This is a genomic window from Dechloromonas hankyongensis, assembly GCF_022012295.1.
GTDB classification, from domain to species: Bacteria; Pseudomonadota; Gammaproteobacteria; order Burkholderiales; family Rhodocyclaceae; genus Azonexus; species Azonexus hankyongensis.
Genome location: NZ_JAKLTN010000001.1, coordinates 1,083,155 through 1,100,061, shown reverse-complemented (window position 1 = coordinate 1,100,061; position 16,907 = coordinate 1,083,155). Strand labels below are relative to the sequence as shown.

The following is a 16,907-nucleotide window of genomic DNA, read 5'->3' as shown; positions in this document are numbered from 1 at the left end:
ATGCCGCTGCTGCGCCCGCTCTTGCGTCCACTCGTCGCCCTGATCCTCGCCGTCGCCCTCGCCGGCTGCGGCTTCCATCTGCGCGGCGTGGGCAGCGGCAACCTGCCATACAAGACGATGTTCATCTCGCTGCCGGATACGGCCGAAGTGAACATCTGGCTGCAGCGCTACATCAAGGCCAGCGGCAGCACGGAAATCGTCGACGAGGCCAAGGCGGCCGATGCCATCTTCCAGCAACTGAGCGACTCGCGGCAAAAGACCATTCTCAGCGTCAATGCCCAGGGCCGCGTGCGCGAATACCGCCTGCAGCTCGACTACCGTTTCCGCATCGTCAACCAGAAGGGCCAGATTCTGGTTCCGGCCAACGAAATCAACCTGACCCGCGACATCACCTTCGACGACTCGAACGTGCTGGCCAAGGATCTGGAAGAAGGCCTGCTCTGGCGCGACATGAACAACGACCTGGTCAACCAGATCATGCGCCGCCTGAGCATCATCAAGCCGAAGAACCCCGACGTCGCGGACGACGAGTAATGCTGCTCAAGGGCGAACAACTCGCGGCGCACCTCGAACGCGAATTACGTCCGCTCTACGTGCTGTACGGTGACGAGCCGCTGCTCGTCCTCGAAGCGGCCGACGCCATCCGTGCCCGCGCCCGCCAGCAGGGCTACAGCGAACGCGAAGTGCTGACCGTGCTGCCGCAGTTCGACTGGGGAACTTTGCTGGCCGCCGGCGGCAACATGTCTCTGTTCGGCGACAAGAAACTGATCGACCTGCGCATCCCGACCGGCAAGCCGGGCAAGGAAGGCAGCGCGGCGCTGCAACAGTGGTGCCAGTCGTTGTCGCCGGACAACATGCTGCTCATCACGCTGCCCGAACTCGACTGGCGCGAGGAAAAGGCCGCCTGGTTCACCGCCCTGGTCAATGCCGGCGTCGCGCTCAAGCTCAACGCCCCGCCGCTGGCCGAACTGCCCGGCTGGATCGCCGGCCGGCTGCGCCGCCAGCAACAGGGCGCCGACGTGGACAGCCTGAAATTCATCGCCGAACGGGTCGAAGGCAACCTGCTCGCCGCCCATCAGGAAATCCAGAAACTCGGCCTGCTCTACCCGACCGGGCAACTGAGCATGGCTCAGGTGCGCGAGGCGGTGCTCAACGTCGCCCGCTATGACATCGACGGCCTGCGCGAAGCGCTGCTCGCCGGCGATCTCGGCCGCCTGAGCCGGACGCTGGACGGCCTGATGCAGGAAGGCGAGGCGCCGCCGCTGGTGCTGTGGGCGATGAGCGAGGAAATCCGTGCCCTGACCGCCATCCGCACCGGCATGGATGCCGGGCGGTCGGTCGATCAACTGCTCAAGGATGCCAAGGTGTGGGGGCCGCGCGCCGTGCCGGTCAAGAAGGCGCTGCAGCGCCTGTCGACTACCAGCCTGGAAGCCGCCCTGCAGCATGCCGGACAAATAGACCGGCTGGCGAAAGGCATTGGACAAGGTAATATCTGGGAAGAATTTCTACGCCTCGGTCTGCGGCTGTGCCCAACCAAGCCGATGCGGACTAGCAGCATGCACTGACATAAATTCATAAAAGCACGAACCTGGGGGAGGGTATTCATGCAATCTTTTCGTCCGAGCCTGACGACGCTCGCGCTGGCGGCTGCGCTCGGCAGCCTCCCGGCCGCCGCGCAGGCCGTCGGCAGCATCGACGCCCTGCTCCCCCTGTCGCTCGAGGAACTGATCGCCACCCCGGTCGTCACCGCGTCGCGCCGCCAGGAAGGCCGCGAACAGACGCCGGCCCACATCATGGTCATCACTCGCGAGCAGATGCGCGACCGGCGCTACAAGAACCTCGCCGACCTGCTCGAAGACCTGCCCGGCGTCGATTTCCAGCGCGGCACGCGCTCCGGGCAATACAACAATTTCGTCTTCCAGGGCCACATCAGCAACAACAAGCTGCTCATCCTGCTCGACGGCGTGCGCATCGACCATCCGGCCGGCGGCAAGATTCCGATCGCCGAAAACTTCTCGCTCTATTTCGCCAAGCAGGTCGAGGTGCTCTACGGTCCGGCTGCAGCACTGTACGGCGCCGACGCGCTGGCCGGGGTGATCAACATCATCACCGACAAGCCGAGCGAAGCCGGCGGCAAGATTTCGGCCGGCTTCGGCAGCTACGGTTCGCTGGAGGGCAATTTCCTGGCCGGGGCGCCGCTCGGCGCGGGTTTCTCGCTGACCGCCGGCGCCCATTACCAGAAAAGCGACCGCGCCCCGCTCGACAAGTATTACCCGGACTCCTACCCCAAGGTGGCGGCCGGCGGCCTGAGCGCCAGCCAGCGTGAGGACTACGTCGGCAACATCAGCAGCCAGAGCCAGTATTTCCGCCTCGATTACGAAGACCGCCTGACTGTCGGCTTCTATCGCAACAACTTCCGCAGCCTGACCAGCAACGGCGACAAGACGGTGACCAGCTACTACCTGTCGAATGCCTACTGGGACGCGACCATCGACACCTGGTACGGCAAGTTCCGAGCCGACCTGACGCCGACCTTGAGCAGCGAAACCATCGTCGATTACTCCAATTACGAAGTCTCCCCCCAGACCCGCTACGTCAACGTCTTCACCGGCTTTGCCGATCACGGCTACGACTACTCGATGGCCCGGCGGCGCAGTATCGAACAGAACCTGAACTGGCGCGCCACCGAGCAGCACGTCCTGCAGGGTGGCGTCGGCTATCGCGACTACAAGGCCATCGAAACCCCCGACCTGCCGCACCCCTACGATACGAACAAGGGGCCGCAAAACCAGGGCATGATCTACCCGAACACCAACCTCCCGTTGCGCATCTTCGACGCCGACTACTACAGCTGGTTCGGCTACCTGCAATGGCAGGCGCAGTGGACGCCGGCCTTGTCGACCATGCTCGGTTTCCGCGACGACTGGTATTCGACTTACGGCAACAGCGTCAATCCGCGTGTCGGCGCGGTCTGGAAGGTCGCCCCCGGCAACTTCCTGAAACTGCTCTACGGCGAGGCCTTCCGCGCCCCGTCGCCGGAAGAGGTCTACAGCGCCTTCGGTTCCTTCACGGGCGCCCAGGACATCAACGGCAACTACACCGCCTCCGCACGCTTCCGCGCCCCCAACGAGAAACTCCAGCCCGAGAAATCGAAAACCTGGTCGCTGACCTGGGACTGGCGGCCGCGCCACAACCTGAACCTGGTCACCAATACCTACTACACCAAGGTCAGCGACGTGGTCGTCACCTTGAACGACCCGACGCCGATCCAGTACATCCCCGGCGCCGTGCTGTCCAAGACCAATTCGAAGCAGAATGCCGGGGAAGACCGCTACTACGGCATCGACATCATTCCGCAATGGCAATTCCACCTCGCCGGCCCATGGACCGGCGACCTGTGGGGCAGCTACAGCTACATCCGGGGAACGACGCGCAATCCGGCCGACCAGGTCGATTGGGAGCAGACCAATATCGCCGCCCACAAGGTCAAGCTCGGCGTTACCTTCCGTTACCAGGACTGGCTGACCATCACGCCGCGCGTGCAGTGGATAGGCGAAACGACGACGGGCATGCCGGACACCACGAAGCCACCCGGCGAGCGTCTGAAAACCGATGCCTATACCGTCGCCAGCCTGCATATCGGTGCCCACAAGCTGGCCGGCGAACGCCTGTCGCTCTATTTCGACATCTATAACCTGTTCGATGCGCGCTATTACGCCGCCCACGGTACATCGAGCGACACGCTGCTGCAGGTACCGCAGCAACCGCGCACCTTCATGGGAACGGCCGAATACCGTTTCTGACCTCCGGCGTGCCGTTCTCCACCCTTCCTGCCGTGTTCCGCCGAGCGCTCATCGCCGCGCTCCTCCTGTGCCTGCTGCCCCTGCGGCCGGCGCAGGCGCAGGACGTCTCGGAGTACGGCGTGAAGGCCATCCTGTTCTATCGGCTCTCCCAATTCGTCTATTGGCCCGCCGACAACAAGCCGCCGACGCCGCTGACCCTGTGCGTGGTCGGCAGGAATCCCTTCGGCAGCGCCCTCACCCAGATCGACCAGAGCGTCGCCACCATTGAAGCGCGGCAGAGCCCGAGCGACCTAGGCAGCTGCCAGCTGCTGTTCATTCCGCGCAGCGAGGCGGGCAATCTCGAGGCATGGCTGAGCCGCACCGAGAACCGCCGCCTGGTCACCGTCTCGGACATTCCCGGCTTCGCCCGGGCCGGCGGCATGATCGAATTGCCCCTCGAAGGCGAACGGGTCAATATCGTCATCAACCGGCGCAGCGCCCGCCGCAACGGTTTCGAGTTCAATGCGCAGTTGCTGCGCCTGGCCCGGGTAATCGAGCCGTGACGCCGCCGCTCAAGTCGCTGCTCGCCCGGCTGCTGCCGCGGCCGACCATCCGCAACAAGCTGGTGGCACTGTCCTTTTCCTTTCTGCTGATCGTCGTCGGTCTCGTTTTCTGGCTGGTGTACACCCAGCAACGCCACCTGCTGCAGACCGAATGGTCCGAATCGATGACCGCCCAGGCTCGCCTGCTGGCCAGCAATTCGCAGGCCGCCCTGGCTTTTGGTGATTCCCACGAAGCGGAGCGGCTGCTCCGTTCGCTGGCCATCAACCCGGCCATCCTGGCCAGCCGCACCCTGTTGCCCGACGGCCATGTCCTGGCCGAATACCGGCGGGCCGGCACCCCGCCGCTCGTTTTCCCGGAGAATACGGCTACCGTTTCGCTGACCGACGACTACCTGCTGGTGCGCGAGCCCATCCTGCTCACCGAATGGAGCCCGCCGGCCGGCTGGATCGAAATGCTCGTCTCGCTCGAGCAATACCACAGCCATATGCGGCGCACGGCGCGCGACACCTCGTTGCTGCTGCTCGGGGCGCTGGCTGTCGCTCTGCTCCTCACCCGTTTTGTCGTCGGCCGGCTCACCGCCCCGCTCGAACGGCTCGACCAGCTCGCCAACCGGTTTTCGCAGGACGCCCGCCTGGCCGAGCGGGTCAATCTGCAGCGCCAGGACGAAATCGGCAGTCTCGGGCAAAGCTTCGATCGCATGCTCGACTCGCTGCAGACGCGCGACCGCGAACTGGGCAGCTATCGCGATTCGCTCGAGCAGATGGTCGAAGATCGCACCCGGGCGCTGCAGGAAGCCATCGCCGACGCCCGCCGCGCCAACCGGGCCAAGTCCGACTTCCTGGCCCGCATGAGCCACGAGATCCGCACCCCGATGAACGCCATCGTCGGCCTCAGCCACCTGGTGCTCGATACCACGCTACTGCCGCAACAGCGCGAACACCTGGAACAGGTGGTGCAATCGTCGGAGACCCTGCTCGGCATCATCAACGACGTGCTCGATTACTCGAAGATCGAAGCCGGCGGCCTGGTTCTGGAACGGGCGCCGTTCGAACCGGCCAAGCTGTTTCGCTCGCTGGCCGGCCTGTTCGCACCGCAGGCCGGCAGCCAGGGCCTGTCACTGAACCTGCCCGATGCCGACGCCCTGCCGCCGCGACTGGTCGGCGATGCGCTGCGTCTCGGCCAGATCCTGATCAATCTGGTCGGCAATGCCCTGAAATTCACCGAGCACGGCCATATCGACATCGGCGTCGGCGTGCTCGACAGCGACTGCGACCACGGCCGCCTCCGCCTGGCCTTCACGGTCAGCGACACCGGCATCGGCATTGCGCCGGAGCAGCAGGAACACCTGTTCTCGCCCTTTACCCAGGCCGACAGCAGCATCACCCGGCGCTTCGGCGGGACCGGCCTAGGCCTGTCCATTTGCCGCCAGTTGGTCGAAATGATGGATGGCGAAATCACGGTCAGCAGCATTCCGGGGCAAGGCACCACCTTCCGCTTTACCGGCGTTTTCGACCTGCCGACCGAGAGCGACACCCAGCCCGAAACCGCCCCGGCGGCACCGAGCAGCGCGGCGCGCGGCCCGCAGCCGCGCTGGTCGGGCGAACGCGTACTGCTTGCCGAGGACATCGCGATCAACCAGACCATCGCCATCGCGCTGCTCAACAAGGCCGGCCTCGACGTCCGCGTCGCTGCCAACGGCCAGGAAGCCATTGATCTGCTGCACGAGGAAGCCTTCCGGCTGGTCCTGATGGACATCCAGATGCCGGTGATGGACGGGCTGACGGCCTGCCGCATCATCCGCGCCGACCCGCGCCTGCACGACCTGCCGATCATTGCGATGACCGCCCACGCCACGGCGGAAGACCGCCGGCAATCGCGGGAAGCCGGCATGAACGGCCACGTCACCAAGCCGATCATGGCCGCCGTGCTGTACGAGGCCATCGCCCAATGGCTGCCGCCGAGCGCCGGCCAGCTTGAGTTTTTCCCCGCGCCGGCGCCGGAAACCGGCGCCGACTGGCCGGCAATCGACGGCGTTGACCTGCGCCGCGGGCTGGCCCTGCACATGCACCAGCCCGATATGTTCCTCAAATCGGCCCATGCCTTCCGTCAGGATTTTGCCGGGGCCGCGGTCAGCATCCGGCAATGCCTGGCCGACGACCGACGCGCCGATGCCATACGCCTCGCCCATTCGATCAAATCGGTCGCCGCCGCGCTGGGCGCCAGCGAGCTGGCCGACCAGGCGCGGGCGCTGGAAAACCGGCTGCACGACGCCGGCGAACCGCAGCAACTGCTCGATGAGTTCGCCGCCACGCTGGGCCGGCTGGTCGAGGGCCTGGCCGCCCTGCCACGGCCGGCCGCCCCGCCGAGCGAGCCGCTGCCAGATGTCGGCGGCGGCATCGAAACATTATTCAACTTGCTCGAGTCCGATCTGGTCTCGGCCAACGCCTCCAGCGAAGCGCATTTCGCCCGCCTGAAACGGGCGTTCATGGCCGCTGGAACAATTCCGCCTGAATATGAGAAGATAATGATCGAAACAGGTGCCCTGATCGCCGACGTCGAATACGAAGCTGCACTGGAAAAACTGCGCATCCTCCATCATCAATGGACAAACCGGCCGGCCTGACCCCTCTCCCCACGGTCCTCGTCGTCGACGACGAGAAGCCGAACCGCGACCTCCTGGTCGAGCTGCTCAAGCACGACTGCCGGGTCATCCTGGCCAAGAACGGAAGCCAGGCCCTCGACCGCGCCCACGAGATGCAACCCGACCTGATCCTGCTCGACGTGCTGATGGCCGACATGAGCGGCTACCAGGTCATCCAGACCCTGAAGCACGACGATGCGACACGGCACATCCCGGTCATTTTCATTTCGGCGCTCGACGCCCCGGAGGATGAGGAACGCGGGCTCGACCTCGGGGCCGTCGATTACATCACCAAGCCCTTCCATCCGTCCATCGTCCGCAAACGGGTGCGCAACCACCTGCAGTCAGTGCACCATCGCCACCTGCTGGAAAACCTGGCGATGATCGACAGCCTGACCGAAATCGCCAACCGGCGGCGCTACAACGAAGCACTGGAAAACGAATGGCGGCGCTGCGCCCGCAGCGGCAGCCCGCTATCGCTGGCGATCATGGACGTCGATCACTTCAAGGCCTACAACGATCGCCTGGGACACGCCGCCGGCGACGGCATCCTGCGCAACATCGCGACGACCCTGACCGGTTTCATGCGCCGACCAGGCGACCTGGCCGCGCGCTACGGCGGCGAGGAATTCATCTTTCTCATGCCGCAAGTCGATGCCGAAGCGGCGGCCTTGCTGGCCAACGAGATCCGCAGCGCGGTGGAAGCTCTTCGCCTCCCCCACCCGGATTCTCCGGTCAGCCCCTATGTCACCATCAGCCTGGGCGGCATGACGACCCCCCCGACGGACGGGCACGTCGATCCGGAATTCTTCCTGAATGCGGATACGGCGCTCTACACGGCCAAAGCCAAAGGCCGGAACCGGGTTGTCTGGCACCGACTGGCCAATTGAAACGCCCGAAGCGCCAGCGCGCCGTCTAAAGCGCGATCAAGCGTCCTTATCTTTGTCGGCCGGCGCATCCGGCTCGAGGTCTTCCCAGATGCAGGAACACTCCTGACGTACATCGTGCAGGCCAGGTTTCGTCATTTCCTGGACCAGGCATTGCCCCTTGCACTCTTCGGAAACCACCACCAGCTTCATTTCGGAATCTACGTGGCGCTCGCCGTCCCAGTAGCTGCACGTAGCGCAGACCTTGACCTCGGTCGGCAATATCAATTTCTCGGCCATCATGTCCTCGATGGAAAGCCCTGTTATCGTTGCGGGTAAGAGTTTACCCGGTTCCGGAAGTTCCCTGTAATTTGTCTGGCTATAATGTTCCTTTACCGAGCACGATGACTACGATGGATATCAAGGAATACATGCAGACCGTCGGCCGCCAGGCCCGCGCCGCCTCGCGCCGCCTGGCCGGAGCGACGACCGCAGAGAAAAACGCCGCGCTGCTGCACATCGCCGCCGCCATTCGCCGAGAAAAAGCTGCGCTAGTCGCTGCCAACCAGGAAGACCTCGCCGCCGCCCGCGCCGCCGGACTCGACACCGCCCTACTCGACCGCCTGACGCTGTCCGAGAAGGGCGTCGACAGCATGGCCGAGGGCGTCGAACAGGTCGCCACGCTGGCCGACCCGATCGGCGAAATGACCGACATCAAGTACCGCCCCTCCGGCATCCAGGTCGGCAAGATGCGCGTTCCGCTCGGCGTCATCGGCATCATCTACGAGGCCCGCCCGAACGTCACCGCCGACGCCGCGGCGCTGTGCCTGAAGTCCGGCAATGCCGCCATCCTGCGCGGCGGCTCCGAAGCCATCCGCTCCAACCGCGCCATCGCCGCACTTGTCCAGGAAGGCCTGAAAGCCGCCGGCTTGCCCGCCGAATCGGTGCAGGTCATCGACACCACCGACCGCGCTGCAGTCGGCGAGCTGATCACCATGCGCGAATTCGTCGACGTCATCGTGCCGCGCGGCGGCAAGGGCCTGATCGCCCGCCTGCTCGCCGAATCGCGCGTACCGATGATCCAGCACCTGGACGGCAACTGCCACGTCTATATCGACGACGACGCCGATCCGGCCAAGGCCCTAAAGATCGTCGAGAACGCCAAGACCCAGCGCTACGGCACCTGCAACACCGCCGAGTCGCTGGTCGTCGCCCGTTCCGTCGCTGCCGCCCAGCTGCCGGCCATCGCCGCCATGCTGACCGGCAAGGGCGTCGAAATCCGCGGCTGCGCCGAAACGCAGGCCCTTGTGCCGAACGCCGTCGCCGCCACGGAAGAGGATTACCACACCGAATACCTGGCGCCGATCATCTCGGTCAAGGTGGTGGCCGGCATCGACGAAGCGATCGCCCACATCAACCATTACTCGTCGCACCACAGCGAGGCCATCGTCACCGACAACCACCCGAAGGCCATGCGCTTCCTGCGCGAAGTCGATTCGGCCTCGGTCATGATCAATGCCTCGACCCGCTTCGCCGATGGCTTCGAATATGGACTTGGCGCCGAGATCGGCATCTCGACCGACAAGATCCACGCCCGCGGCCCGGTCGGCCTGGAAGGGCTGACCAGCCAGAAGTGGGTGGTGCTCGGCGACGGACACGTGCGCGGCTAAATACCCGTTTGCTTCAAACCCACATCCCCGCTGCGGCGGGGATGCGCTTTTTCGGAGGAATCGCATGGCCAAGGCAAGTTTCAACTGGGAAGACCCGCTGCTCCTCGACAGCCAGCTGGCCGCCGACGAGCGCCAGGTGCGCAACGCCGCCCGGACTTTCGCCCAGAAGGCGCTGGCACCGCGCATCCGCGACGCTTTCCGCAATGAAACCACCGACCCGGCTATCTTCCGCGAAATGGGCGACATGGGCCTGCTCGGCCCGACGCTGCCGCCGCAATACGGCGGCGCCGGCCTCAACTACGTTTCCTACGGCCTGATCGCCCGCGAAATCGAGCGCGTCGATTCGGCCTACCGGACGCTGCTCAGCGTGCAGTCCTCGCTGGTCATGCTGCCCATCTACGCCTTCGGCTCCGAAGAACAGAAGCAGAAATACCTGCCGCGCCTGGGCAAGGGCGAGCTGATTGGCTGCTTCGGGCTGACCGAACCGAATTCTGGCTCCGACCCCGGCAGCCTGGCCACCCGCGCCCGCAGCGTGCCCGGTGGCTGGAAGCTGTCCGGCAGCAAGAACTGGATTTCCAGCGCCCCGCTAGCCGATGTCTTCATCGTCTGGGCCAAGGACGACGACAACGCGATCCGCGGCTTCATCCTCGACAAGGGCATGCCCGGCCTGTCGGCGCCGGTCATCCACGGCAAGGTCGGCCTGCGCGCCGCAGTCACCGGCGAGATCGTCATGGACGAGGTCTTCGTGCCGAGCGAGAACCTGCTGCCCGGCGTCAGCGGCCTGAAAGGCCCGTTCACCTGCCTGAACTCGGCGCGCTACGGCATCGCCTGGGGGGCGCTCGGTGCCGCCGAGGCCTGCTGGCACACCGCCCGCCAATATACGCTGGACCGCACGCAGTTCGACAAGCCGCTCGCCGCCAACCAGCTGGTGCAGAAAAAGCTCGCCGACATGCAGACTGAAATCACCCTCGGCATCCAGGGCGCGCTGCGCCTCGGCCGCATGATGGACGACGGCAGCGCGACGCCGGAAATCGTCTCGATGATGAAGCGCAACTCCTGCGGCAAGGCCCTCGACATCGCCCGCACTGCCCGCGACATGCTGGGCGGCAACGGCATCTCGGACGATTTCGGCGTCATACGGCACTTAGTGAACCTGGAAGTGGTCAATACCTACGAAGGCACGCATGACGTGCACGCCCTGATTCTCGGCCGGGCCCAAACCGGGATTTCGGCCTTCTGAAGAACCCCACTGCGGAGGTTTTCGCCATGCAAGCTCGCCCGAACCAGACCTATCAGGCCATCGTCGCCGCCCCCGGTTTCTGCCTGGGTGTGCAGTGCGACAGCGACGAAATCACCGGCATCGATTTCCTCGAGCCACGGCCGGAAGTTGCTGCCGCGACGCCGCTCGCTGCCGAAGCCGTGCGCCAGCTCAAGGCTTACATCGCCGACCCGGGCTTTGCCTTCGGCCTGCCGCTGCGTCCGGCCGGAACGACTTTCCAGCGCCGTGTCTGGGAACAGATTTCAGCCATCCCGACCGGGCAAACCAACACCTACGGCGAGGTGGCGAAGAACCTGAAAAACGCCCCGCGCGCCGTCGGCCAGGCCTGCGGCTCCAATCCCTATCCTATCGTCGTACCGTGCCATCGCGTGGTCGCCACTGGTGGCGGTCTGGGCGGCTTCGCCCGCGAGCGCGGCGGCTTCCTGCTCGACGTCAAACGCTGGCTGCTCAAGCACGAAGGTATCGGTGCGGCCGGCTGACCTCGCCGAAATCGACAATTTCTGCGACGCCTTGTGGCTGGAAGACGGCCTGGCCAAGGCGACGCTGGACAGCTATCGCTCCGACCTCGGCCGGCTAGCCGGCTGGCTGGCCGAAGCCAGCCACGAGCCTCTGCTCGACGCCCAGTACCAGACACTGACCCTGTTCATCGCCCACCTGGCGCGGCGCACCAAGGCCAGTTCGCAGGCCCGCTACCTGTCCACGCTGCGCCGCTTCTACCGCTGGCAGGTCGGCCGCGGCCGCCTGGTCGCCGACCCGACGCTGAAACTGGCCAACCCCGGCCTGCCGTCGCGCCTGCCCAAGGTGATGTCGGAAAAGCAGGTCGAAGCGCTGCTCGACGCCCCTGATCTCGATACCCCGCTCGGCCTGCGCGACCGCGCCATGCTGGAAACGCTGTACGCCACTGGCCTGCGCGTTTCCGAGCTGGTCAATCTGAAGCAGCATGAGGTGGCACTCGCCGACGGCGTGCTGCGCGCCCTCGGCAAGGGCAGCAAGGAACGCCTGGTACCGCTCGGCCAGCTGGCCATCGACTGGATCAAACGCTATCTGGACGAAGCCCGTGCGGACATCCTGAATGGCCAGCACAGCGACGCTCTGTTCGTCACCGCCCGCGGCGGCGCCATGACCCGCCAGGCCTTCTGGCAGCTGATCAAGCGTTATGCCCTGTTGGCCAGCATCGATCCGGCCAAATTGTCGCCGCACGTGCTGCGCCACGCCTTCGCCACCCACCTGCTCAACCACGGCGCCGACCTGCGCGTGGTGCAGTTGCTGCTCGGCCACGCCGATATTTCGACGACCCAGATTTACACCCATGTCGCGCGCGAACGCCTGAAGACGCTGCACGCCGAGCATCACCCGCGCGGCTGAAAACCGGCCGCCGACGCGGAAATCCCGACGTATTTCCCGTACCGCCGCAAAGGCGTATTCTGTGGATTCCCGGCTGTTTGTTCAGTCCCTCCCACGAAAGGGTGACGACATGAAATTCAAAAGCCTTTCCCTCGTCGTTTCCGCCCTGCTTCTCCTCGCCGCCGGCGCCGCCCAGGCCCTGCCCGGTCCAGGACGTGTGCCCGGCCCGGGACACGTCCCCGGCCCCGGTTACGTGCCGGCCCCGCCGGCGCCGCCGGGTTACTATCGCCCGCAGCGCAGCGGCCGCCATTACAATCCGCCGCGTGGGCCACGCGGGCCGCTGCGGCCGGGACCGCGGGTGCCGCGTCCGCCCCGCCCGTAAGACGCCCGATCGATCCGCCCGAACACAACCGAGCCAGCCCCTGAAACCCGGGCCACCGCCCCCCCTGACGGAGTAACGCCATCATGAATGCCACTCTGCTCCCGCTCGGCCGCCTGGCCGGGTTCATCGGCTTCCTGCTGTGCCTCGTCGCCGGCTTGGCGCGGCTGGCCGGCATGCACTGGTTCGCTGGTTTCGAGATCGTCACCGTTCTGCAGATCGGCATCGGCGGCATGGTCTTCGGCTGTTTCTGCCTGCTTGTCGCGCTCACCGGCTCCGCCCGCCAGGACTCGGCATAATCGCGCGGCAGCGCCGCAACGCGGCCGTTGGCACGACGGCCGTTCTTCGGTAGCCTTCAATATCCAGATTGATTCCCGTTACCGTTGACCGCCCCTCATTCCGCCCCTCGTTCCATGTCCGAGCCCCGCTCCGATTCCGGCCGCTGGCACGCCGTCGTCAAGATCGTGCTGATCTACGCCGCCTTCGCGTCTGCATGGATCCTGCTTTCCGACAAGGCTGTCCTGCTGATAACGGCCGACCCGGAAGAACTGGTCATGATCAGCACCATCAAGGGCTGGCTGTTCGTCGCCGTCACCTCGCTGCTGCTCTTCGTGCTGCTCCAGCGCTACTGGCAGCAATATGCGGCCGCCCTGTCCGAGCGCATGGACACGCTACGCCTGATCGAAACGATCGCCAACAGCTCGACCGACGCCATCTTCGCCAAGGATCTGGAAGGTCGTTATCTAATCTTCAACAAGGCGGCGAGCCAATTTACCGGCAAATCCGCCGAGGAGGTCATCGGCCACGACGACTACGCCATTTTCCCGCCCGACCAGGCCGAAAAACTGCTGGCCACCAACAGCCGTCTCATTGCGGCCAATACCGTAGAAAACCTGTACGAGCACGTCGATACCGTCAAGGGAAGAACGGTTTTCTCGTCGACCAAGGGGGCGCTGCACGACGGCAACGGGCGGGTCATCGGCACCTTCGGTGTGTCGCGCGATGTGACCGAGCGCATACTCATCGAGAACGAATTGAAGCGGCACCGGAAAAACCTCGAAGACCTGGTCGAGGAACGGACCCGCGACCTGCAGCAAGCGAAGGCGGCTGCCGAAAGTGCCAACCGCGCCAAGGCCTCGTTCCTGGCCAACATGAGCCATGAGATTCGCACGCCGCTCAATGCCATTACCGGCATGGCGCACCTGATACGACGCAGCGAACTGTCGGCCGAGCAGCGCCGCCACCTCGACAAGCTGGAAGGCGCCGGCTACCACCTGCTCGAGGTGATCAACGCCATTCTCGACCTGTCGAAAATCGAGGCCGGCCATTTCGCGCTGGAAGACGCGCCGTTGGAGATCGACACGCTGCTCGATAACGTCGTCGCCATGCTGCGCGACCGCGCCACGGCCAAGCACCTGAGCCTGAGCGTCGAGCCGGCAGGCATTGCGGCCCGGCTGCGCGGCGATCCGACCCGGCTGCAGCAGGCCTTGCTCAACTTCGCCACCAACGCCATCAAATTCACCGAGCACGGCGGGGTGACCCTGCGCGTCGAGACGCTGGAAGACGGGGCTGACGACGCGCTGCTGCGTTTCGCCGTCATGGACACCGGCATCGGCATCGCGGTCGACGCCCAGGACAAGCTGTTCAATGCATTCGAACAGGCCGACAGCAGCACCACGCGCAAATATGGCGGGACCGGCCTGGGCCTGGCCATCACCCGCAAGATCGCCGAGCAGATGGGCGGCGAAGCCGGCGTCGACAGCCGCCCGGGGGCCGGCAGCACCTTCTGGTTCACCGCCCGGTTGGCCAAGGACACGCAGGCTGCCGTCGCCTCCACCCTGGCCCCCGGCATCTCGGCCGGCGCCAGCTTGCGCAGCCACTTCGCCGGCGCCCGCATCCTGCTCGCCGAGGACGAAGCGATCAATCGCGAAATCACCGAAATCCTGCTCACCGACGTCGGCTTGGCGGTCGACATGGCCGGCGACGGGGCCGAGGCCGTCGCCTTGGCCGCCCGGAACGACTACGCCCTGATCCTGATGGACATGCAAATGCCGATCATGGACGGCCTCGAGGCGACGCAGAAAATACGCCAGCAACCGGCCGGTGCCACGCGGCCGATCATCGCGATGACCGCCAATGCTTTCGCCGAGGACCGCCTGCGCTGCACCGCGGCCGGCATGAACGACTTCATCACCAAACCTTTCGCCCCCGAACACGTCTATGCCATGCTGCTGAAGTGGCTGACCGTTCCCCAAGCCTGACCGCCCCCATGAGCAAAACAGAACACGCCCCCGAAACCCAGGCCACCAAATTCCTCAAGGCTCACAAAGTCCCTTTCTCGACCCATCTGTACGCCTACGAGGAACATGGCGGAACCAAGGTTTCGGCCCGCGAACTGAATGTCGACGAGCACGCCGTGGTCAAGACGCTGGTTTTCGAGGACGAGAACGCCAAGCCGCTGATCGTGCTGATGCACGGCGACTGCAAGGTATCGACCAAGGAACTGGCGCGCCAGGTCGGCTGCAAGAAAATCGAGCCGTGCAAGCCGGAGGTCGCCAACCGCCACACCGGCTTCCTGGTCGGCGGCACCAGCCCGTTCGGCACCAAGAAAGCGATGCCGGTGCATGTCGAAAAGACCATCCTCGACCTGCCGCTGATCTACATCAACGGCGGTCGGCGTGGCTTCCTGGTCGGCATCCACCCGCACGACATCCTGCGCGTGCTGCAGCCCAAGGTCGTCGAGGCCGCGCTGCGCTAGCAGCCTGGCTGCCGAGCGCGGTCAAATGCGCGTTCATTGGCGCGAACTTTGTCAAACAGCGTTTGTCTCTCACTTCGGCCCTACCCCAACCAAGGAGACGAACCATGCCGCATCGTGCCGTAATCACGGTTATTCAGAATCGTCAATTCCTGACCACCACACCGGAGAAGAGCGTCCGGGCGGTGGCCGCCCACATGCGCGACAACAGCGATGGTGCCGTGCTCATCGTTTCGCCGGACGACGGAACCCTGCTCGGCATCTGCACGGAACGCGACCTGGCATTCAAGGTGCTGGCCGCCGGCCTTGATGCCGACAGTACGCCGATTCATTCGGTGATGACTGCCAATCCGCAGACGACCGGTCCCGACAAGCTATTCAGCCACGCTCTACACCTGATGTACGAAGGGGGATTCCGCCATCTGCCCGTCGTGCTCGAAGACGGTCGCCCGATCGGCGTAGTGTCGGCGCGCGACGCGCTCGGCCTGGAAATGTGCGACTTCCGCCAGGAACTGGAACATCGCGAGGAGTTGGCGGTCATTCTCTGACCCGTTCCGTTACCAACTACATGCCTGCAAAGCCGGATCAGTCCGGCTTTTTTGTTGCCCTCAGATCGAGCGTTCGATGATCACGCCGACGCGCTTGACGCCCGGCATCATGCCCAGCTTGGCGACCGAGACGCGCACCCACTGGGCGGCAAAATTCTCGAGCAGGAAGGTCGCGATGTGCTCGGTCAGCTTTTCCAGCAGATTGAAATGGCTGGCCGCCAGATCCTTGCGCAGGCGCTCGACGACCACAGCATAGTCGACGGTATCGCGGATGTCGTCGCTGGCCCCGGCCGACGTGGTGGACACCCCGATCTGCAGCGATATTTCGACCGTCTGGGCCATGGCCTTTTCGCGCGGATAGATGCCTATCCACGTTTCGGCGCGCAGTTCTTCGATGAAAATGATGTCCATGGGGCGGTCGACCGCTGCTGAGGTGTAAAATTCGCCGCGATTGTACCCCTAGAGTTCAAATTCCCCCCATGCAAAACGCCCTCGCCCTGATTGCCGCCTACCTGCTCGGTTCTGTTCCCTTTGCGATGATTTCGTCGAAGGTCTTCGGACTGGCCGACCCGCGCACTTACGGCTCGGGCAACCCGGGGGCGACCAATGTGTTGCGCAGCGGCAACAAGAAGGCGGCGCTGATGACCCTGATCGGCGATGCGCTGAAAGGCGCGGTCGCCGTCATCGTCGCCCGGCAGATGGGGTTCAGCGACACGATGATCGGCCTCGTCGCGCTGGCCGTCTTCGTCGGCCACCTCTACCCGATTTTCCTCAAGTTCAAGGGCGGCAAGGGCGTCGCCACCGCCGCCGGCGTGCTGCTCGCCCTCGACCCGGTGCTAGGCCTCGCCGTCGCCGGCACCTGGCTGCTCGTCGCCTACGTCTCGCGCTATTCCTCGCTCGCCGCCCTGGTCGCCGCCGCCGCCGCGCCGGTCATCGCCGTGCTGATGCACGGCGCCACCAACCAGACCCTTGTCGTTGGCGTCCTCGGCATGGCGCTGATCGGCAAGCATTGGCAGAACATCCAGCGCCTGATGGCCGGCCAGGAATCGAAGATCGGCAGCAAGAAGAAGTAGCCAGAA

General features: G+C 65.0%; 18 protein-coding genes. 16 read left to right on the top strand and 2 right to left on the bottom strand.

Translation table 11 applies throughout. The annotated features are described in order from the left end of the window. The 6 genes from LZ012_RS05210 to LZ012_RS05185 are packed head-to-tail and all read left to right on the top strand — an operon-like array spanning window position 1 to window position 7,877. Window positions 1–534: an LPS-assembly lipoprotein LptE gene (locus LZ012_RS05210; RefSeq protein WP_275708263.1), complete on the top strand. Its 534-nt coding sequence runs from the start codon at window positions 1–3 to the stop codon at window positions 532–534. Next, window positions 534–1,565: a DNA polymerase III subunit delta gene (holA, locus tag LZ012_RS05205; protein WP_275708261.1), complete on the top strand. Its 1,032-nt coding sequence runs from the start codon at window positions 534–536 to the stop codon at window positions 1,563–1,565. Before LZ012_RS05210 ends, holA begins: the two co-directional genes overlap by 1 nt. Before the next feature lie 39 nt (window positions 1,566–1,604). Further along, a complete protein-coding gene (locus LZ012_RS05200) occupies window positions 1,605–3,803 on the top strand; it encodes a TonB-dependent receptor plug domain-containing protein (RefSeq protein WP_275708259.1) in 2,199 nt (732 codons plus the stop codon). Window positions 3,804–3,811: 8 nt separating this feature from the next. Next, window positions 3,812–4,345, top strand: coding sequence for a YfiR family protein (locus LZ012_RS05195; RefSeq protein WP_275708257.1), 534 nt, complete (start codon window positions 3,812–3,814; stop codon window positions 4,343–4,345). Next, complete coding sequence (locus tag LZ012_RS05190) at window positions 4,342–6,969, top strand: ATP-binding protein (protein ID WP_275708255.1); 2,628 nt, start codon at window positions 4,342–4,344, stop codon at window positions 6,967–6,969. Before LZ012_RS05195 ends, LZ012_RS05190 begins: the two co-directional genes overlap by 4 nt. Continuing rightward, window positions 6,948–7,877 (top strand): diguanylate cyclase domain-containing protein, encoded by a 930-nt coding sequence (locus tag LZ012_RS05185; protein WP_275708253.1) that lies wholly within the window; start codon window positions 6,948–6,950, stop codon window positions 7,875–7,877. The genes LZ012_RS05190 and LZ012_RS05185 overlap by 22 nt, the downstream gene beginning before the upstream one ends. Before the next feature lie 36 nt (window positions 7,878–7,913). Here the strand turns inward: LZ012_RS05185 and LZ012_RS05180 are convergent, their stop codons facing one another. Further along, window positions 7,914–8,153: a hypothetical protein gene (locus tag LZ012_RS05180; protein ID WP_275708251.1), complete on the bottom strand. Its 240-nt coding sequence runs from the start codon at window positions 8,151–8,153 to the stop codon at window positions 7,914–7,916. Window positions 8,154–8,266: 113 nt separating this feature from the next. Here LZ012_RS05180 and LZ012_RS05175 point away from each other — a divergent pair, with 113 nt between their 5' ends. The 9 genes from LZ012_RS05175 (at window position 8,267) to LZ012_RS05135 (ending at window position 15,828) form a co-directional block, all read left to right on the top strand. Then, window positions 8,267–9,523 carry a glutamate-5-semialdehyde dehydrogenase gene (locus LZ012_RS05175; protein WP_275708249.1) on the top strand — a complete coding sequence of 419 codons (1,257 nt, stop codon included), beginning with the start codon at window positions 8,267–8,269 and terminating at the stop codon, window positions 9,521–9,523. Window positions 9,524–9,587: 64 nt separating this feature from the next. Further along, window positions 9,588–10,763, top strand: coding sequence for an acyl-CoA dehydrogenase (locus LZ012_RS05170; RefSeq protein ID WP_275708247.1), 1,176 nt, complete (start codon window positions 9,588–9,590; stop codon window positions 10,761–10,763). Window positions 10,764–10,789: 26 nt separating this feature from the next. Further along, entirely contained in the window at window positions 10,790–11,281 is a 492-nt protein-coding gene (locus LZ012_RS05165) for a methylated-DNA--[protein]-cysteine S-methyltransferase (protein ID WP_275708245.1), read from the top strand. Next, the gene (xerD, locus tag LZ012_RS05160) at window positions 11,268–12,167 is read left to right on the top strand and encodes a site-specific tyrosine recombinase XerD (RefSeq protein WP_275708243.1); all 900 of its coding nucleotides are present in this window, start codon (window positions 11,268–11,270) and stop codon (window positions 12,165–12,167) included. Before LZ012_RS05165 ends, xerD begins: the two co-directional genes overlap by 14 nt. Window positions 12,168–12,276: 109 nt before the next feature. Beyond that, a complete protein-coding gene (locus LZ012_RS05155; protein WP_275708241.1) occupies window positions 12,277–12,528 on the top strand; it encodes a hypothetical protein in 252 nt (83 codons plus the stop codon). Between the two features lie 83 nt (window positions 12,529–12,611). After that, window positions 12,612–12,824 (top strand): hypothetical protein, encoded by a 213-nt coding sequence (locus tag LZ012_RS05150; RefSeq protein ID WP_275708239.1) that lies wholly within the window; start codon window positions 12,612–12,614, stop codon window positions 12,822–12,824. Between the two features lie 114 nt (window positions 12,825–12,938). Beyond that, window positions 12,939–14,786, top strand: coding sequence for a PAS domain-containing sensor histidine kinase (locus tag LZ012_RS05145; RefSeq protein WP_275708237.1), 1,848 nt, complete (start codon window positions 12,939–12,941; stop codon window positions 14,784–14,786). An 8-nt stretch (window positions 14,787–14,794) separates the two neighbouring features. Continuing rightward, window positions 14,795–15,283, top strand: coding sequence for a Cys-tRNA(Pro) deacylase (gene ybaK, locus LZ012_RS05140; RefSeq protein ID WP_275708235.1), 489 nt, complete (start codon window positions 14,795–14,797; stop codon window positions 15,281–15,283). A 104-nt stretch (window positions 15,284–15,387) separates the two neighbouring features. Continuing rightward, window positions 15,388–15,828: a CBS domain-containing protein gene (locus LZ012_RS05135; protein WP_275708234.1), complete on the top strand. Its 441-nt coding sequence runs from the start codon at window positions 15,388–15,390 to the stop codon at window positions 15,826–15,828. Between the two features lie 60 nt (window positions 15,829–15,888). On the opposite strand, the gene LZ012_RS05130 is transcribed toward LZ012_RS05135, so the two are convergent. After that, window positions 15,889–16,239 (bottom strand): dihydroneopterin aldolase, encoded by a 351-nt coding sequence (locus LZ012_RS05130; RefSeq protein ID WP_275708232.1) that lies wholly within the window; start codon window positions 16,237–16,239, stop codon window positions 15,889–15,891. 68 nt (window positions 16,240–16,307) lie between these two features. Between LZ012_RS05130 and plsY the strand changes: the two genes are divergently transcribed. Then, entirely contained in the window at window positions 16,308–16,901 is a 594-nt protein-coding gene (plsY, locus tag LZ012_RS05125; protein ID WP_275708230.1) for a glycerol-3-phosphate 1-O-acyltransferase PlsY, read from the top strand. Window positions 16,902–16,907: the final 6 nt, after the last annotated feature.